We start from the raw sequence: 15,738 nt of genomic DNA on the forward strand, positions 1-15,738 counted from the left end.
CTGCATCTTCAAAAAAACATCTCAAAGACTTAATTTGTATATTTGAAATCTGTTATCCCATTAAAAAAATGAACACACCTTTTCAAAAAGCAAGCGAGTGGATTGATGCTGAAAATGCTCAGGATCCAAACATTGAAACCGATCAGAATACATCATATCCAAAAGAATTATTATATTCTGACAGAATGTATAAAAAGCTGATGCAGTTTGAGCCCGAAGCTTCAGAGGAGGTTCAGATCGCATCAAAAGCACAGCACATTTGCAGATGGAAAGTAGCACGCGAATCTTATCCAATGGATCGTGTAGGGTATTTGAAATGGAGAGAAGAACTTAAAAAATTTCATGCCAAAACCACTGCCGAAATTTTACACAGAGCAGAATACAACCAAACTTTTATTGATCGCGTTTCATTTTTAATTGAGAAAAAATTACTGAAAAAAGACAGTGAAACCCAATTATTAGAAGATGTTATCTGTCTGGTATTTTTAGAATATTACCTGGAACCATTTGTTCATAAGCATGACGAGGAAAAACTAAAAAACATCATCAAAAAAACCTGGGATAAAATGTCTGAAAAAGGACATCAGGAAGCCTTAAAAATCAATTATTCCGAAGAAAATTTGAATCTGATAAAAGCTTCTTTAGGATTATAATCTAAATAAAACTCCATTTTTTAACTCCTCTCTTTGTCAGTTCAAACAAAACTTAGACAAAGCAATAGGCTTATTTCCTATCCTAAAAAAACACAGCTACAAGTATTGGTAAGTTATTAAACCAAAATTGATGTTACATTGATATTGACATTGATATTGATATTGACATTGCCATTGATATTGTCATTGATATTCTTCCCTCTGTTTATAATTTTTTAATGAAATTTTAATGTTATGTTTAATATTAGGATTATGGTTCTTAAAGAATCACGTATATTAGCATCTTCTTTATAGATAAATATACGTAAAAAATCAGGATCAAAATTAAGTAGTTTATGAATACTATCATTCGTGTTGTACTGGCAGATGACCATGTTTTTGTTAGAGACGGAATTAAATCTTTACTCGAAAACGAAGGAAACATCGAGGTTTTAGGTGAAGCTATGGATGGTTTTGAAGCATTTGAAGTCGTTACAGCTACCAAACCTGATTTACTGATAACAGATATTCGTATGCCAAATTTAAACGGCATAGAACTGCTGGAAAAACTCAGAAGTGAAAATATTGATGTAAAAATCATTATGCTTACTATGCACGAATCTGAAGAATATGTATTAAAATCACTAAAAGCTGGTGCCGATGGTTATTTGCTAAAAGGTTCCGGCAAAGAAGAATTCCTAAAAGCATTATATACTGTAGCTTCCGGCGGGAAATTTTTCTGTGGAGACGTTTCTGCCATCTTAATAAATCAATTGACCAATTCATCAACATCAGAACCTAAACAAAATTTAGGCGAACAAATGATGATTACCAAAAGAGAAAAAGAAATCCTCACACTTTTATTATCAGGAAAAGGCAACAAAGAAGTTGCTGAATCACTTGCCATCAGTAAACGAACTGCCGAAGTACATCGTTTTAACTTAATGAAAAAATTAAAAGTAAAAAACCTGATGGAACTTTCGAATAAAGCATCTGAGTATGCTTTGATGTAATAATTACGTATAAATACGTAATTATTACAAATTAAAAAAACTCCTCATCGTTCTTAATTACGTTTTTTCTGGTTTTGAAAAAGGGCTATTTTTTGACTCGTCACCCCATATTATGTGCTTCTATTTGGGTATATTTGATTGATCAAAATTCAGGTTTGTATAGCATTACAAACCTTTATCATTCCTTAATTTAAATAACAAAAATGAACAACTGGACCCAAAGATGGGACGACCGTTACAGCAACGAAGAGTTTGCATACGGCACAGCCCCCAACAATTACTTAAAAGAGCAAATCGAAAAATTACAACCCGGATCGATTTTATTTCCTGCCGAAGGAGAAGGCCGAAATGCTGTTTTTGCAGCCACATTAGGATGGCAGGTTTCTGCTTTTGATATTAGTGCCGAAGGAAAAAATAAAGCATTGAAACTTGCTGAAGACAATACTGTCGAAATTGATTATCAGGTTGGAGAACTGGACACTTTAAATTATCAACCAGAACAATTTGACGCTATTGCCTTGATTTATGCCCATTTTCCGGCAGAAATAAAATCGGCAATTCATAAAGCACTGGATAAATATCTACGTAAAGGCGGTACTATTATTTTTGAGGCTTTTAGCAAAAAACATCTTGAATATCTGGCTGTAAACGATAAAGTTGGCGGACCAAAAGATATTGAATCTTTATTCTCTATAGAAGAAATACAAGCAGATTTTCCAAATTATGAGATTGTAACCTTAGAAGAAAAAGAAATAGAACTTAATGAAGGTCTTTTTCATAACGGAAAAGGTTCTGTAATTCGTTTTATTGGTACAAAAAAATAACAGCATCCGTCGCAGAGATGCACTGAGGTGTGTCTCTGCAAAATGAAATTCACTTCCCTTCTGTCCCATTTGACTATTGTTTGCCCATAACCTTTTGGCTTTCATGACAATGGTTTTTCCTTCACTTTGCGATATTTCCTGGTAAAATTGTTAAGAGATTTTATGTTTTCAATTTGACGAAAAACATAAAAATCTAACATTCAATATGTTAATTTTAAAATTTATTGAAAAACTTAACATTGGCGAGTTTGTTTTATGATTATATTTACTTAACTCAAAGTTAACAATTTGGTTACATTAGTAGTATTATCCTCATCTAAAAGCGCATTAAATATGGAAAACAAACCCGCAGAAACCAATCCGGAAAAAATTGATTCACCAACTCCTGAAAACAGTCAGCCAGTTGCAGAAAACATAAAAACTGAAAGTCCGGCACCTGTAAAAGCTCCGGTTCGCAGAACCACAACAGCTAAAGCAACAACTGCCACAATTAAACCAGCAGCAGCAAAACCAGCTGCTACGGCAACAAAACCGGCTGCATCTGCCACTGTAAAACCTGCAGCTACAAAAGCTCCGGTAAAAACTGTTACCAAAACACCAGCAGCTACAACTCCTAAACCAGCCGTGAGAAGAGCTCCTGCTAAAAAAGTTACTGCTACAGCAGTAAAACCTGCAGTAACTAAAACTCCTGCTGTAGAAACAAAAGAAGAAGAAAAACCAGCTGACATAGTTGCAAACGAAGAGAGTAAAAAAGATAATTCAACAGATAAAAAGAAGAAAAAGGTGAAAGACAAAGACAAAGACAAAGACAAGGAAAAAGAGAAAAAGAAATTAGCTAAGAAAAAAGAGAAAGCTAAAAAAGACAAAAAGAAAGAAAAAGCTAAAAAAGCAAAACTAAAAGCTGCAGCTAAGAAAAAAGAAAAAGCCAAAAAAGCCAAAGACAAAGCCAAAGCAAAAAAAATAGCCAAAAAGAAAGCTAAAGCTCAGAAAAAAGCAAAAGCTAAAAAGAAAAAATAATTTCAAAAAAAGGTTTAACTTCAAATAAGTTAAGCCTTTTTTTATGGTTCTGTTGATCCCAAATCATTATCATTAATAAACTAAACTACTACAACAATCCGTCATTAAAATGTTCCTGAAAATAAGTATTCAGCTGTGATGTATTTTTTACCACTTCACCAATAACAATAATTGCAGGCGAAGAAAGTTTATGCTCTGCTACCAGTTTTACAATTGTACGGATCGTTCCAACCACTTTTTGCTCTGTATCTTTAGTTCCGTTTTGGATGATAGCAATGGGCAAATCATCTGCTCTGTTTTGTTTGTAAATGGTAACAATTTCTTCCAGTTTATGCATTCCCATTAAAATAACAACTGTCGCATTCGATTTTGAAGCAAGATGAACATCTTTGGATAATTCATGATTGGATGTTGTTCCTGTAATGACCCAAAAACTATCTGCCACCAAACGCTCTGTCAGACTAATTCCAACTGAAGAAGGCACACCTAAAGCAGAGGATATTCCGGGAACAATTTCGGTCTTTAAACCAAACTTTTCTACATATTCGATTTCTTCACTTCCGCGTCCAAAAACAAACGGATCACCACCTTTTAAACGTACCACATGACCATAACGATTTGCCATTGAAACAATAAGGTCATTAATCTGATCCTGGGTATAAGCGTGACATCCGGATCGTTTTCCAACAAAAATAATTTCGGCTTTTGGCGCGTATTGCAATAATTCTTCGTTAACCAAAGCATCATACAAAACAACATCGGCAGTTTTTAAGGCTTTAATGGCTTTTAATGTAATTAACTCTGCATCTCCCGGACCAGCACCTACGATAGTTAATTTTGGTGTTTTTAAACTTTGCATAATCTTTAACTCAAATTGATATTCAGGTCGTCTAATTCGTCGGCTGAATTGATATTGTTCAGATGAAAACTCTCGCTTTCTTCTATTTTTATAATTTGATGCGGAATTGTTGCTAATAAATTCATCATCTTTAAATCGTCATTGTCAATTGCCTTCTTAATAACAGGTAATACATTTTTAGAATAAATTCCAATTAAAGGATGCATTCTCGTTTCTGAAGCAAAAACAGTAATTTCAGCTTCCTGATTGTGTTTTGAAATTAATTCCAATAATAATTCGGTTGAAATTAACGGAATATCACAACTCAAAATTAAATTAAATTCGGTTTCAGTATTGGTCAGCGCTGTATAAATACCGCCTAAAGGTCCTTTATCAGTAATAATATCCGGTATTTTTGGATACGGCAGATAATCATATTCTCTGGATGTTGTAATCAGTTTTATTTGATCAGTGATAGGTAAAATTGCCTGAATGATGTGCTCTATAAAAGGTTTGTGCTGAAACAAAACCAAGCCTTTCTCAGATTGCATTCGGGAACTTTCGCCTCCGCACAAAATAAATACTGTTAGTGTTTCCATGATCACATTGTTTACAAATTATTTTTTTCAGACCTAAAAGACTATTTCATTCCAATCCATCTATAACATTCTTAATCCCTATAAAATTACTCTAATTTATTCAAAATCAACTTTAAAAACAATGCTAGTTTTTTTCTTTAAGAATCTCTTTTCAACTTAAATAAATCATTTCCAGACGTTTTTTAGCTTTTTCAGGAATATGTTAAGGAATTAAAAATTAGAAAATTAAGTATAAAATACTACATTTTAGAAGTATCAGAAAAAATATTTTTAACACTTTAGCAAATTTAAAAACAACATATAAATTACTGATTAACAATGTTTTAAATAAAAATCAACACCCTTAAAACTTTCCTTTTTGAGACGATAATTAAAAAAGTTAAACATTTTTTTGGTTTTTATTAGATAAAAATTAACTTTGTCTATAGAATTAGTAGAGTTTAAAATAATATTTGAAACCAAAAAAACTATATTTTGAAAACAACCGAAAGCATATCGTATTACATTCTTCCTAAAAAATATACTTATAACACTTTTTGTTATATGTGCTTCTGTTGCTAAATCCTGGCAATTTTTCGTTTTACATACGATTCTTCTTTTATATCGAATCGATTTAAAAACGAGTTACAAAATAACCACACACTTTCTTATTGAAAATTCCAAAATTCTCTTTGATACATTGTTTTGTATGAAAAGGATTCTTGAAACTATACCTATACATTAAAAAGAAAAAATGACTAATAACTAAAAAAAACTGAAATGAAGAAGATGCAAAATTGTTGCTGTAAATAAAAAAAGCCATTTCTGCGGCAACAGAAATGGCGAGGCTTAAAGAACATTTATCACTAAATCAAGAATACCTGTAGAGAGTTGAAAAATCAACTTTCAAGGCGCCTTGTTAATTACTTAAAACCAGTACAAAGAAATGAAAAAAAAATTAAAAATATACTCATTCCTGTTTCTCTTGCTCCTGTCGGCAGGAATTCATGCCCAAAATACAACTCCTCTTATACAATCTAAACTAGACGGAACTGTTGTAGACGATATAACCAATCAACCCGTTATTGGCGCATCTGTTGTCATAAAAGGTACAACTCACGGAGTTCAGACTGATGCTGAGGGGAAATTCTATTTTCAAACCGGTCAAAAATTTCCTTATACTTTAATCGTAACCTATATTGGATATAAAAAAGCAGAAATTGTAGTAGATAAAAATCCGGTCACTATACACTTAAAAGAAGAACGTCAGGAATTAGACGAATTAGTGGTTGTAGGTTATGGTTCTCAAAAGAGAAAAGACATTACAGGATCTGTAGCTTCTGTACCAAAAGCAAATTTATCACAGGTAACCTCATCGGCAGACAACCTATTAAGAGGAGCAATTCCGGGTGTGGTAGTTACACAAAGTTCAGGACGTCCGGGAGCTTCATCAAGCGTTCGTATTAGAGGCGGAAACTCTATCACTGCCGGTAATGAGCCGCTATATGTTGTTGACGGAATATTAATTTACAACGATAACAACAATAGTACAGCCGGAGTTACCAACGCTGGTGCTACAGTCAACGTATTATCAACCATTAATCCGGCTGATATCGAGTCTATCGAAGTTTTAAAAGACGCTTCTGCAACGGCAATTTACGGATCACGTGGTGCCAATGGTGTTGTTATTATTACAACTAAAAAAGGAATTAAAGGACAGGATAATATTTCATACCAGGGTTATTTTGGGTTTCAGAATGTTTCAAAGAAATTAAACCTGATGGATGCCAGCCAATGGGCAAGTTTGCGTAATGATGTTCAGGCAAGTATTGGTCAGGCACCTTCTTTTTCTGCAGATCAGATTGAAGCGTTTAAAACATCCGGAAGTTACAACTGGCAGGATGCGCTTTTTAGAACTGCGGCTCCAATACAAAATCATCAATTATCATTTTCAGGCGGAGACGAACGTTCACGCTACGCCATATCTGCAGGATATTTTCAGCAGGACGGAATTATAATTGCATCTGACTTTAAAAGAATTTCACTTCGTGCGAATTACGAAAGAAATTATTCTCCCAATTTTAAATTTGGTGTAAATGCAAATTATAGCAATTCAGTATCAAACGGTATAGGAACAAATGGCGGTGCTACTGCCGGAAGATCACCAAATCCGATAGTTGTGGCTTTGTATCAGCCACCTGTAGTACCTATTAAAAATGCAGACGGCAGTTATAATTTAACCAACAATCCTTATGCAACAGCCACAAACGGTATCATTCCAAATCCAATTAATGATTTGGTAAGTACAACCAATGAAACTAAGATTAACCGAATCCTGACGAGTTTATTTGGTGAATACAAAATCACTAAAAAGCTTACGGCAAAAGTAGCTGTAAGCGGCGATGTAATTAACACCAAGCAAAACTATTATGCTCCGGCAACCACAACTACAGGTGCAGGAACAAAAGGACTGGCTTCGGTTGGAGATCGTCAGGTAAGTTCTGTTTTAAACGAAAATACCCTGAATTACAATACAACATTTGGCGAAAGCCACAAATTCTCTGCTTTAGCAGGATATACACTTCAATACACGCAAGGTGAAGTAGTCAATGCAGGAGCGCAAACATTTGTAAACGACGCCAATACTTACAACGCTTTACAGGATGGTGTTCCGGTAAAACCGTATAGCGATGCATTCGAAAGTGTATTAAAATCATGGTTAGCCAGAGTAAACTATTCGTATAAAGGAAAATATAATTTTACGCTTTCCGGACGTGCAGATGGTTCTTCAAGATTTGGTTCTAAATCGCTTTGGGGCTACTTTCCATCGGCAGGATTTTCATGGAATATTACCGATGAAGATTTCGCCAAAAACATTAAAGGTGTAACCGAAGCCAAACTAAGAATTACAGCAGGAACAACCGGAAACCAGGAAATTGGCAACTACCTTTCTCTGGCTCAAATGGGTTCTGTTAACTATTCTTTCGGAGGTACATTATACACAGGTTTGGCTCCTACTCGACTGGCAAATCCGGATTTGAAATGGGAAAAAACAAATCAATACAACGTAGGTTTAGATTTATCCTTATTAGACCGAAAAATCAATTTTGTGTTTGATGTGTATTACAAAAAAACAAACGATTTATTAATCAGTGTGCCTGTTCCATTGACTTCAGGTTATGCGAGTGTGCTTCAAAATATTGGTGGAGTTGAAAATAAAGGAATTGAAATTGGTTTAACTACCGAAAACGTAAAAACAGAAAATTTCTCCTGGAATTCAAATGTGGTTTTCTCTGCCAACAGAAACAAAGTAGTTTCGATAGGAAACGGTGTAGATCAGTTTTTTCCTGTAGTACCAAACGGTTCTTTATTACAACAACAGCCTGTAACCGTAAAAGTAGGTTTGCCTTTGGGAACTTTCTGGGGATACAGAACCAACGGAATTTTCCAGACTCAGGAAGAGGTGAATACACAACCTAAAATAAACAGTTTAGCCAACACTAAAGTTGGTGACAGAAAATATGTAGATACCAACGGAGATGGTGTGATTACAGCACTTGACAAAGGAAACCTTGGAAGCTCTCAGCCTAAATTTGTTGGAAGTTTCAGTAACACTGTTTCTTTTCATGATTTTGATCTTAACTTCTCTTTTCAGGGATCTTACGGAGGTAAAATCTTCAATGCTTTAAACCAGCAATTAGAGATTTCTACTTTGGGAACCAATGCCAATGTTACGCTTGTAGATCGTTGGACACCAACAAATCCAAGCAATGAAATTCCAAGAGCAACAAGTTCTCCACTTGGTATTGTTTCAGAACGTTATGTAGAAGATGCTTCATTCCTGAGATTAAAATTAATTACACTGGGATATACTTTACCTAAAAGCCTTTCTCAAAGACTCGGAGCCAAAAGCGTTAAATTCTATGTATCTGCAGAGAACTTAATCACATGGACTAAATACACCGGGTTTGATCCCGAAGTAAGTTCATACGAACAAAATAACTTATATCCGGGAATTGATTTTGGATCGTATCCAAACTCCAAAACATTCATTTCCGGTCTGAACGTAACTTTCTAAGTAAAAATATATACACCATGAAAAAAATTATAATTCTATTAATAGCAAGTGCCGGTTTGTTTGCATCGTGCACAGACCTGGAGGTAACACCAACCTCATTTGTTACCGAAGAAAATTACTTTAAAACCCAGGACGACGCTATTGCAAGTGTAACTGCTGTTTATGCTTCATTAAGTTTAGATCCGGGTGAACAAAGCTTATTTGGCAGAAACCTCTATTTCTTAACGGATATGGGTTCTGATTATACCGCCGCAGGAGTTTCTGCGACCAATCCTCAGGTAAGAGCCATGAGCAGCTTAACTCATGATGCTACCAATGACCGCGTTCAGGTTGCCTGGCGACAAATTTATAATGGGATTAACAGGGCCAATGTTTCTATAGACAATATTCCTAAAGTAGCCGGAACTGATGCTGTAAAGACAAGGCTGATTAATGAAGCAAAATTTATCAGGGCATTATTGTATTTTCAGGCAGTTCGTCTTTGGGGCGGAGTTCCAATTGTGTTGCACGAACCAACCTCAATTCAGTTAGAAAGCCTGAAATCAAAAAGAGCAACGGTTGACGAAGTATATACTCAGATTATTACCGATTTGAAAGATGCCGAAAACTTACCATCGACTTATCCTTCAACAGATGTTGGACGTGCCACTTCGGGTGCTGCAAAAGCCATTTTAGCCAAAGTTTACTTAACAAGAAAAGATTATCCAAACGCTATTTTAAAAGCCCGAGAAGTAATTAATGGCGGTTATGGATATGCTCTTTTTGAAAGTTTTGCCGATATTTTTAATAAAGCCAAAAAGAACGGAAAAGAACATATTTTCTCTGTACAGTTTGAACCAAATCAGGCAGGAAACGGATCCAGCGGAAGTACTTTTCAATCGACATCCTTTACCGGATTTACAGCAACAGAACCGGCAGATATTATTTCAGATGTAGCTTTGTTTTATGATATTTATGCAGCCGGAGATACCAGAAGAGATGTAAGTTATGCCAAAACATTACCTATTCCCGGTACTGCAAACATTTATACTTTCCCGAAACCTATCTTCAAAAAGTATCTGGATTTAACCAATCTGGCAACGCCTGGTAACGTAGCTATTAATTTTCCTATAATTCGTTATGCTGATATTTTATTATCTCTGGCAGAAGCCATAAACGAGCAGGGAGCACCAACTGCCGAAGCTTATGAACTGATCAATCAGGTAAGAAGAAGAGCTTTTGGAAAACCAATTACCACACCGGATGCCACAGTAGATTTATCAGGATTAAACCAAACCACTTTCAGGGCAGCCATTCAGGAAGAACGCAAAAAAGAATTCGTTCAGGAAGGACAACGCTGGTTTGACCTTGTTCGTTGGGGAACTCTGGTTACCGAAGTCAAAAAAGTAACGGCTAAAAATTCTGTTTCAGAACGAAATAACCTCTATCCTATTCCTCAAAGCGAAAGAAATATCGATCCGGTAGGTTTACCACAAAATCCAGGCTATTAATAAAAGACTTACATACGAGTAACTAAAATGATTAAAAAACTGCTCCTTCTTGCCCTATTGGTTGTTGCGCAATTTCAGCTTTTTGCACAGAAAAAGCAACCTAACATCATCGTCATTCTGGCGGATGATTTAGGTTTCTCAGATATTGGTGCTTTTGGCTCAGAAATTAACACCAAAAACTTGAATAAGCTCGCTAAAAACGGGCTTGTTTTAAAGCAGTTTTATAATGCTGGACGTTGCTGCCCCTCGCGGGCTTCACTACTCACAGGTTTATATCCGCATCAGGCAGGTGTTGGGGACATGGTTCAGGACAAAGGGGTTCCTGCGTATCAGGGATATTTAAATGAGCATTGTATCACGATTGGGCAAGCACTCAAACAGGCAGGGTACAACACTATTGTTTCCGGAAAATGGCACGTTGGTCTGGTACCATCAGCCTGGGCAGTTAATAGAGGGTTTGATGATTCTTTTACTTTACAAAACAATGGAAGCAGTTATTTTAACTCAGAACCTTTGTACAACGACGGAAGAAAAATAACTTTTTTGAAAGGAGATAAAGAAATTATTCGCACGGATGCTTCTACTTATCTGACTCAGGAGATTACCAATTTTGCTATTAATTCTTTAGAAAAACAGCGAAACCAGAAACATCCTTTTTTTCTTTATGTTGCTTATAATGCTCCACACTGGCCCATTCAGGCATTGCCGGAAGATATTGCAAAATACAAAGGCAAATACATCGAAGGCTGGGATAAATTAAGAGCAAGACGTTTTAAAAAATTAAAAGAACAAGGAATCATTGATAAAGATTGGGACTTATCCAATCGTTTTGAAAAAGTACCGGATTGGGAAAAACTAAGTACAGAAGAAAAAGACAAATGGGATACCCGAATGGCAATTTATGCCGCGATGATCGACAGGATGGACGCCGGAATTGGAGAAATCCTGCAGAAAGTCAAGTCTTTGGGAGAAGAAGACAATACCCTCGTTCTTTTTCTTTCGGATAATGGCGGAAGTGCCGATGATGTAAAAAACTGGAATTATGTTACACAAAAAAATGGAAAACCGGGTTCGGTTGCCTCGATTGACAGTTACGAAAGTCCGTGGGGAAATGTGAGCAACACTCCTTTTCAATTATTCAAAAAGAACACTCACGAAGGTGGTATTGCTTCTCCTTTTATCGCTTATTATCCAAAGCATATTAAATCAGGTACACAAAGTAACAGAGTAAGTCATTTGATTGATATTTTGCCAACTTGTCTGGAATATGCTGGCTCCCAATATCCTGCTTCTTTTCAGGGAAAAAATCTCCTGCCCCTGGAAGGAATTAGCTTAAAAAAAGAATTTGAAGGACAACAATCTGATGCACATGAGGCTTTGTTTTGGGAACATGAAGGCAGTAAAGCCATAAGAAAAGGGGAATGGAAAGCAGTAGCCGAAAACAATCAGCCATGGGAATTGTACAATCTTGCCAAAGACCGGACAGAGACAAAAAACCTGGCAAAATCACAACCAAAACTGCTTCAAAGCCTGATCGAATTACATCAACAATGGTCCCTAAAAGTAGGTGTCGAAGATTGGAACAAAATAAAATAGTATCGTAAGATACGACTAATGATAATAAATATAAAAAATACATAAAATGAAAAAAATTAAAAATAATGTAGTAAGCTTCAAAAGCCCTAAAAAAGGGCTTTTGATTACGGCATTGCTGGTTGCACAACTAGGTCTTGCCCAAACTAATCCAAATGCCGATTTTAAAGGTGTTATTGGTAAAACATTAGCCGATTCTAAAGAGTATTGGCCAGAACCCGTAAAAGCTCCCGCAGGTGCACCCAATGTGATCTGGATTTTACTTGATGATGTAGGATTTGGAGCTTCAAACGCTTTTGGAGGTTTAATACAAACCCCAACTTTTGATGCTCTGGCTAATAATGGTTTACGTTACACCAACTTTCATACAACAGCTATTTGTGCGCCAACACGTGCGGCATTATTGACCGGAAGAAATTCAGGAAGAGTGCACGTAAGCGGATTTTCACATACCATCCTTTCAGCAGGATTTCCGGGTTGGGATGGCAGAATTCCAGCCGACAAAGGAACTATTGCCGAAATTTTACGTGAAAACGGCTACAATACTTTTGCCGTTGGTAAATACGGTGTAACTCCGGATGAAGATGCAACAGATGCGGGACCATTTGACAGATGGCCAACCGGAAAAGGTTTCGATCATTTCTACGGATTCCTGGGGTCGCAAACCGATCAGTACAATCCTGATTTAGTAGAAGATCAGGTTCATATAAAACCAGACGGACGCCACTTAAGCGAATTGATTACAGACAAAGCTATCAGTTATATCCAGAAGCAGCAAAAAGCAGCACCGGGAAAACCATTCTTCCTGTATTATGCACCGGGAGCAGCACATGCACCGCATCAGGTGGCTACAAAATGGAGCGATCCGTACAAAGGAAAATTTGATGATGGCTGGGATGCTTACCGCGAAAAAGTAATTGCCAACCAAAAGAAATTAGGCGTAATTCCTGCCAATGCCGTTTTGCCGGAACGTAACCCGTTAATTACAGACTGGAAAAAACTAACTCCGGATCAAAAGAAAGTCTATGCCCGTTTTATGGAAGTTTACGCCGGATTCCTGACTTACACTGATTATGAAGTGGGAAGGGTTGTGAATTATCTAAAAGAAACGAATCAGCTAGACAATACCGTAATTTTTGTAGCGATTGGGGATAATGGAGCCAGTAAAGAAGGAACTACAGAAGGAACAATCAACCAGAGTTTATTTTCTCAGGGGACATCTGATGAGGAAAACCTGAAGAAAAACTTAGCGAATATTGACGAAATTGGTACGCCAAAAGGTTTAAATACTAATTATCCTTTAGGATGGGCACAAGCCACAAACGTTCCGTTTAAAAACTGGAAACAAGACGCACAATCAGAAGGAGGCACACACAATCCGTTAATTGTTTTTTATCCAAAGGGAATTAAAGACAAAGGCGGAATCAGAAATCAATACAGCCATGTAACTGACTTATTGCCGACAACATTGGATATTACCGGAATCAAAGCACCGGAATACATCAAAAATGTAAAACAGGATATTATTCAGGGATCGTCTTTATATGCTTCTTTAAATGATGCTAAAGCAGAATCATTACATAAAATTCAGTATTACTACATTTTTGGAAACAGAGCCATTTATAAAGATGGCTGGAAAGCCGGAGCAGCACATTTACCGGATTCTTTTGCTGTTAAAAAAGCGTTGGGCAAAAGCGAAAAACCTGCCGAAAGTAATTTTGATGCCGATGTTTGGGAATTATACAACCTAAACGAAGATTTTAACGAGCGTAACAACCTTGCTAAAAAATATCCTGAAAAACTGGCTGAGCTTCAAAAACTGTTTGACGAACAAGCCAAAGAAAATAATGTTTATCCGTTAATCGACTGGCAGGATGTATACAACAGAAGAATACATAACACCGGAGCTGATAAAGGTAAAACGCTTCAGGATTTGGTAAAACAAGTTACCAAACCCGGAAGTGCCGGAAGCAGTAATTAAGACGTGTTAACATAAAACCTGCAGGGTTTTCAAAACCTTGCAGGTTATCTATAATCAATAAAAATCAAGTACATTATGGCAGCAACAAAACCACTAGTCAAAAAAGGCATTTTTGCCTTGATTCTTGTAGTAATTGCAGTAAGCTTTTACTACCTCACCATTTGGGTAACTCCGTATTATGTGCAGCATAAATTTGCCGAAAAAAGTCTGGGCGTTATCAATACACCTCAATTTAGAAATCAGCCCAATGCCGAAAACAGCCGCGTAATTCCGTTACCAAATCCTGACTTTTTATATTCTACCATCAATTATGATTTGAAGGAAAATGTATTGAAAATTTCAGGAATTGTTCCGGATTCTACGTATTGGTCCATCTCTGCATATCAGGAAAATACCACCAATTATTTTGTAGAAAACGAAGAAAAAGTAAAAGCCAGATTCGAATATTATTTAGCTCCTGAAGGAAGTACAACCGAAGTATTGAAAAACATTCCGAAAGAGAAAATCATTTACAGCCCAACAACCAAAGGATTGATTCTGTTTCGTTACTTAGTTTCGAAAGCCTATCCGGTAAAAACATTAGCTGAATTGCAGCACGGTGTTACGGTAGAAAAATTAGGGAAGTAACTACAATCTTTGTCCTCCTGAGCGAAGCCGAAATACGCAATCGTTTATTGTTAAAGATTCTCGACATTGTTTACGGAGTTCGTATGTGAAAAGCATATAAGTAATTCGACAAAGAATGGCCTAGCCCCGATAGAAGTGGAAATCCTTTTGTTCCAGGGTTCGGAACAAAAGATTGAAACGGATAGCGGGATTAGCTCCTGAAAAAATAAAATGTTCAACTTAAAATCAACCAAAAATGGCTTTAAATCAAAAAATAAAAAAGATAGGTCTTGGAGTGGCGCTGATCATTCTGGCGATCATATTTGGAAGTGCCGTTGGTGTTTACAACATCAAATCAGGCAAAAGCGATTCGCAACGCATTATTGGCAACTGGCAAACTGTTGATAAAGAGAAAGACCTCAACTCAGCCGATTTACTAACAATTGCTCAAGTCGCAGTTTATGGCCCTTATGCCTTAACAAAAAAAGAAGTAATCTACTTAAGTACCCATACAGACAGCGAAGGAAACGAATTAGATCCTAAAGCAGATTATATAATCAGCGGGAAAAAATTAGATGCCAAATACTGGAGTATTACAGCCTATGACGAAAATGGATTTTTAATTAAAAACCCTATCAATACTTACAGCTATAATATTGAAACTGTAAAATATGATGCAGACAGTACTTCGTATAAAATCAATCTTTCAGGATCCGAGAAAAAAGAAAACTGGCTGCCAATAAATAATGTTCAAAAAGCAAGTCTGATCATTCGTTTGTATTTGCCATCAGATAAACTTAGGGATAATTTGTCGGTTGAAACACTTCCAACCATTCAAAAAATAAAATAACAACATCAATACGTATTATAACAAATTTTGAAAAATCTAATAAATAAAATTCTACTAAATCTATAGAATTATAATAGTATTTAATTTATTTTTACATTTCATAAAACACACTGATTTTCAATAGCGTTGTATACCTAAAAATTAAAAATCATGAAGAGAGTAGACTTTGAGATAATAGGAAAAAAAATCATCGTAGGACTGATCGTTTTTCTGGTTCCACTTTTTATACTGGCGGGAG

12 protein-coding genes are annotated in these 15,738 nt (G+C 36.1%); 10 read left to right on the forward strand and 2 right to left on the reverse strand.

Annotation, left to right across the window (positions count from 1 at the left end):
* The first annotated feature begins 68 nt into the window (after positions 1 to 68).
* The 4 genes from A4F88_RS11460 to A4F88_RS11475 all read left to right on the forward strand — a co-directional run bounded on the left by A4F88_RS11460 (position 69) and on the right by A4F88_RS11475 (position 3,486).
* Entirely contained in the window at positions 69 to 653 is a 585-nt protein-coding gene (locus A4F88_RS11460) for a DUF4202 domain-containing protein (protein WP_068842750.1), read from the forward strand.
* Positions 654 to 988: 335 nt separating this feature from the next.
* Positions 989 to 1,645, forward strand: coding sequence for a response regulator transcription factor (locus A4F88_RS11465; protein ID WP_068842751.1), 657 nt, complete (start codon positions 989 to 991; stop codon positions 1,643 to 1,645).
* A gap of 203 nt (positions 1,646 to 1,848) precedes the next feature.
* Positions 1,849 to 2,469: a class I SAM-dependent methyltransferase gene (locus tag A4F88_RS11470; RefSeq protein WP_068842752.1), complete on the forward strand. Its 621-nt coding sequence runs from the start codon at positions 1,849 to 1,851 to the stop codon at positions 2,467 to 2,469.
* A 333-nt stretch (positions 2,470 to 2,802) separates the two neighbouring features.
* Positions 2,803 to 3,486: a hypothetical protein gene (locus A4F88_RS11475; RefSeq protein WP_068842753.1), complete on the forward strand. Its 684-nt coding sequence runs from the start codon at positions 2,803 to 2,805 to the stop codon at positions 3,484 to 3,486.
* Between the two features lie 88 nt (positions 3,487 to 3,574).
* Here the strand turns inward: A4F88_RS11475 and cobA are convergent, their stop codons facing one another.
* A complete protein-coding gene (gene cobA / locus A4F88_RS11480) occupies positions 3,575 to 4,345 on the reverse strand; it encodes a uroporphyrinogen-III C-methyltransferase (RefSeq protein ID WP_068842754.1) in 771 nt (256 codons plus the stop codon).
* Positions 4,346 to 4,350: 5 nt separating this feature from the next.
* A complete protein-coding gene (locus A4F88_RS11485; protein ID WP_068842755.1) occupies positions 4,351 to 4,923 on the reverse strand; it encodes a molybdenum cofactor guanylyltransferase in 573 nt (190 codons plus the stop codon).
* 925 nt (positions 4,924 to 5,848) lie between these two features.
* On the opposite strand from A4F88_RS11485, the gene A4F88_RS11490 reads away from it, so the two are divergent.
* The 6 genes from A4F88_RS11490 (at position 5,849) to A4F88_RS11515 (ending at position 15,500) form a co-directional block, all read left to right on the forward strand.
* Positions 5,849 to 8,980 (forward strand): SusC/RagA family TonB-linked outer membrane protein, encoded by a 3,132-nt coding sequence (locus A4F88_RS11490; RefSeq protein WP_068842756.1) that lies wholly within the window; start codon positions 5,849 to 5,851, stop codon positions 8,978 to 8,980.
* A 17-nt stretch (positions 8,981 to 8,997) separates the two neighbouring features.
* Positions 8,998 to 10,470, forward strand: a complete 1,473-nt coding sequence (locus tag A4F88_RS11495) for a RagB/SusD family nutrient uptake outer membrane protein (RefSeq protein WP_068842757.1) — start codon at positions 8,998 to 9,000, stop codon at positions 10,468 to 10,470.
* Between the two features lie 27 nt (positions 10,471 to 10,497).
* Complete coding sequence (locus A4F88_RS11500; RefSeq protein WP_068842758.1) at positions 10,498 to 12,066, forward strand: arylsulfatase; 1,569 nt, start codon at positions 10,498 to 10,500, stop codon at positions 12,064 to 12,066.
* A 46-nt stretch (positions 12,067 to 12,112) separates the two neighbouring features.
* Positions 12,113 to 14,044: an arylsulfatase gene (locus A4F88_RS11505; RefSeq protein WP_068842759.1), complete on the forward strand. Its 1,932-nt coding sequence runs from the start codon at positions 12,113 to 12,115 to the stop codon at positions 14,042 to 14,044.
* A 75-nt stretch (positions 14,045 to 14,119) separates the two neighbouring features.
* Positions 14,120 to 14,671 carry a DUF1254 domain-containing protein gene (locus tag A4F88_RS11510; protein WP_068842760.1) on the forward strand — a complete coding sequence of 184 codons (552 nt, stop codon included), beginning with the start codon at positions 14,120 to 14,122 and terminating at the stop codon, positions 14,669 to 14,671.
* Between the two features lie 235 nt (positions 14,672 to 14,906).
* Positions 14,907 to 15,500 (forward strand): DUF1214 domain-containing protein, encoded by a 594-nt coding sequence (locus tag A4F88_RS11515; protein WP_068842761.1) that lies wholly within the window; start codon positions 14,907 to 14,909, stop codon positions 15,498 to 15,500.
* Positions 15,501 to 15,738 lie beyond the last annotated feature (238 nt).

Source organism: Flavobacterium chilense (assembly GCF_001602525.1).
GTDB lineage: Bacteria > Bacteroidota > Bacteroidia > Flavobacteriales > Flavobacteriaceae > Flavobacterium > Flavobacterium chilense.

What these genes read in the sequence shown, in the direction of transcription:
- A4F88_RS11460 (WP_068842750.1), top strand. Translation starts at nt 69, where the DNA reads ATGAACACACCTTTTCAAAAAGCAAGCGAGTGGATTGATGCTGAAAAT.
- A4F88_RS11465 (WP_068842751.1), top strand. Translation starts at nt 989, where the DNA reads ATGAATACTATCATTCGTGTTGTACTGGCAGATGACCATGTTTTTGTT.
- A4F88_RS11470 (WP_068842752.1), top strand. Translation starts at nt 1,849, where the DNA reads ATGAACAACTGGACCCAAAGATGGGACGACCGTTACAGCAACGAAGAG.
- A4F88_RS11475 (WP_068842753.1), top strand. Translation starts at nt 2,803, where the DNA reads ATGGAAAACAAACCCGCAGAAACCAATCCGGAAAAAATTGATTCACCA.
- cobA (WP_068842754.1), bottom strand. Translation starts at nt 4,345, where the DNA reads ATGCAAAGTTTAAAAACACCAAAATTAACTATCGTAGGTGCTGGTCCG.
- A4F88_RS11485 (WP_068842755.1), bottom strand. Translation starts at nt 4,923, where the DNA reads ATGGAAACACTAACAGTATTTATTTTGTGCGGAGGCGAAAGTTCCCGA.
- A4F88_RS11490 (WP_068842756.1), top strand. Translation starts at nt 5,849, where the DNA reads ATGAAAAAAAAATTAAAAATATACTCATTCCTGTTTCTCTTGCTCCTG.
- A4F88_RS11495 (WP_068842757.1), top strand. Translation starts at nt 8,998, where the DNA reads ATGAAAAAAATTATAATTCTATTAATAGCAAGTGCCGGTTTGTTTGCA.
- A4F88_RS11500 (WP_068842758.1), top strand. Translation starts at nt 10,498, where the DNA reads ATGATTAAAAAACTGCTCCTTCTTGCCCTATTGGTTGTTGCGCAATTT.
- A4F88_RS11505 (WP_068842759.1), top strand. Translation starts at nt 12,113, where the DNA reads ATGAAAAAAATTAAAAATAATGTAGTAAGCTTCAAAAGCCCTAAAAAA.
- A4F88_RS11510 (WP_068842760.1), top strand. Translation starts at nt 14,120, where the DNA reads ATGGCAGCAACAAAACCACTAGTCAAAAAAGGCATTTTTGCCTTGATT.
- A4F88_RS11515 (WP_068842761.1), top strand. Translation starts at nt 14,907, where the DNA reads ATGGCTTTAAATCAAAAAATAAAAAAGATAGGTCTTGGAGTGGCGCTG.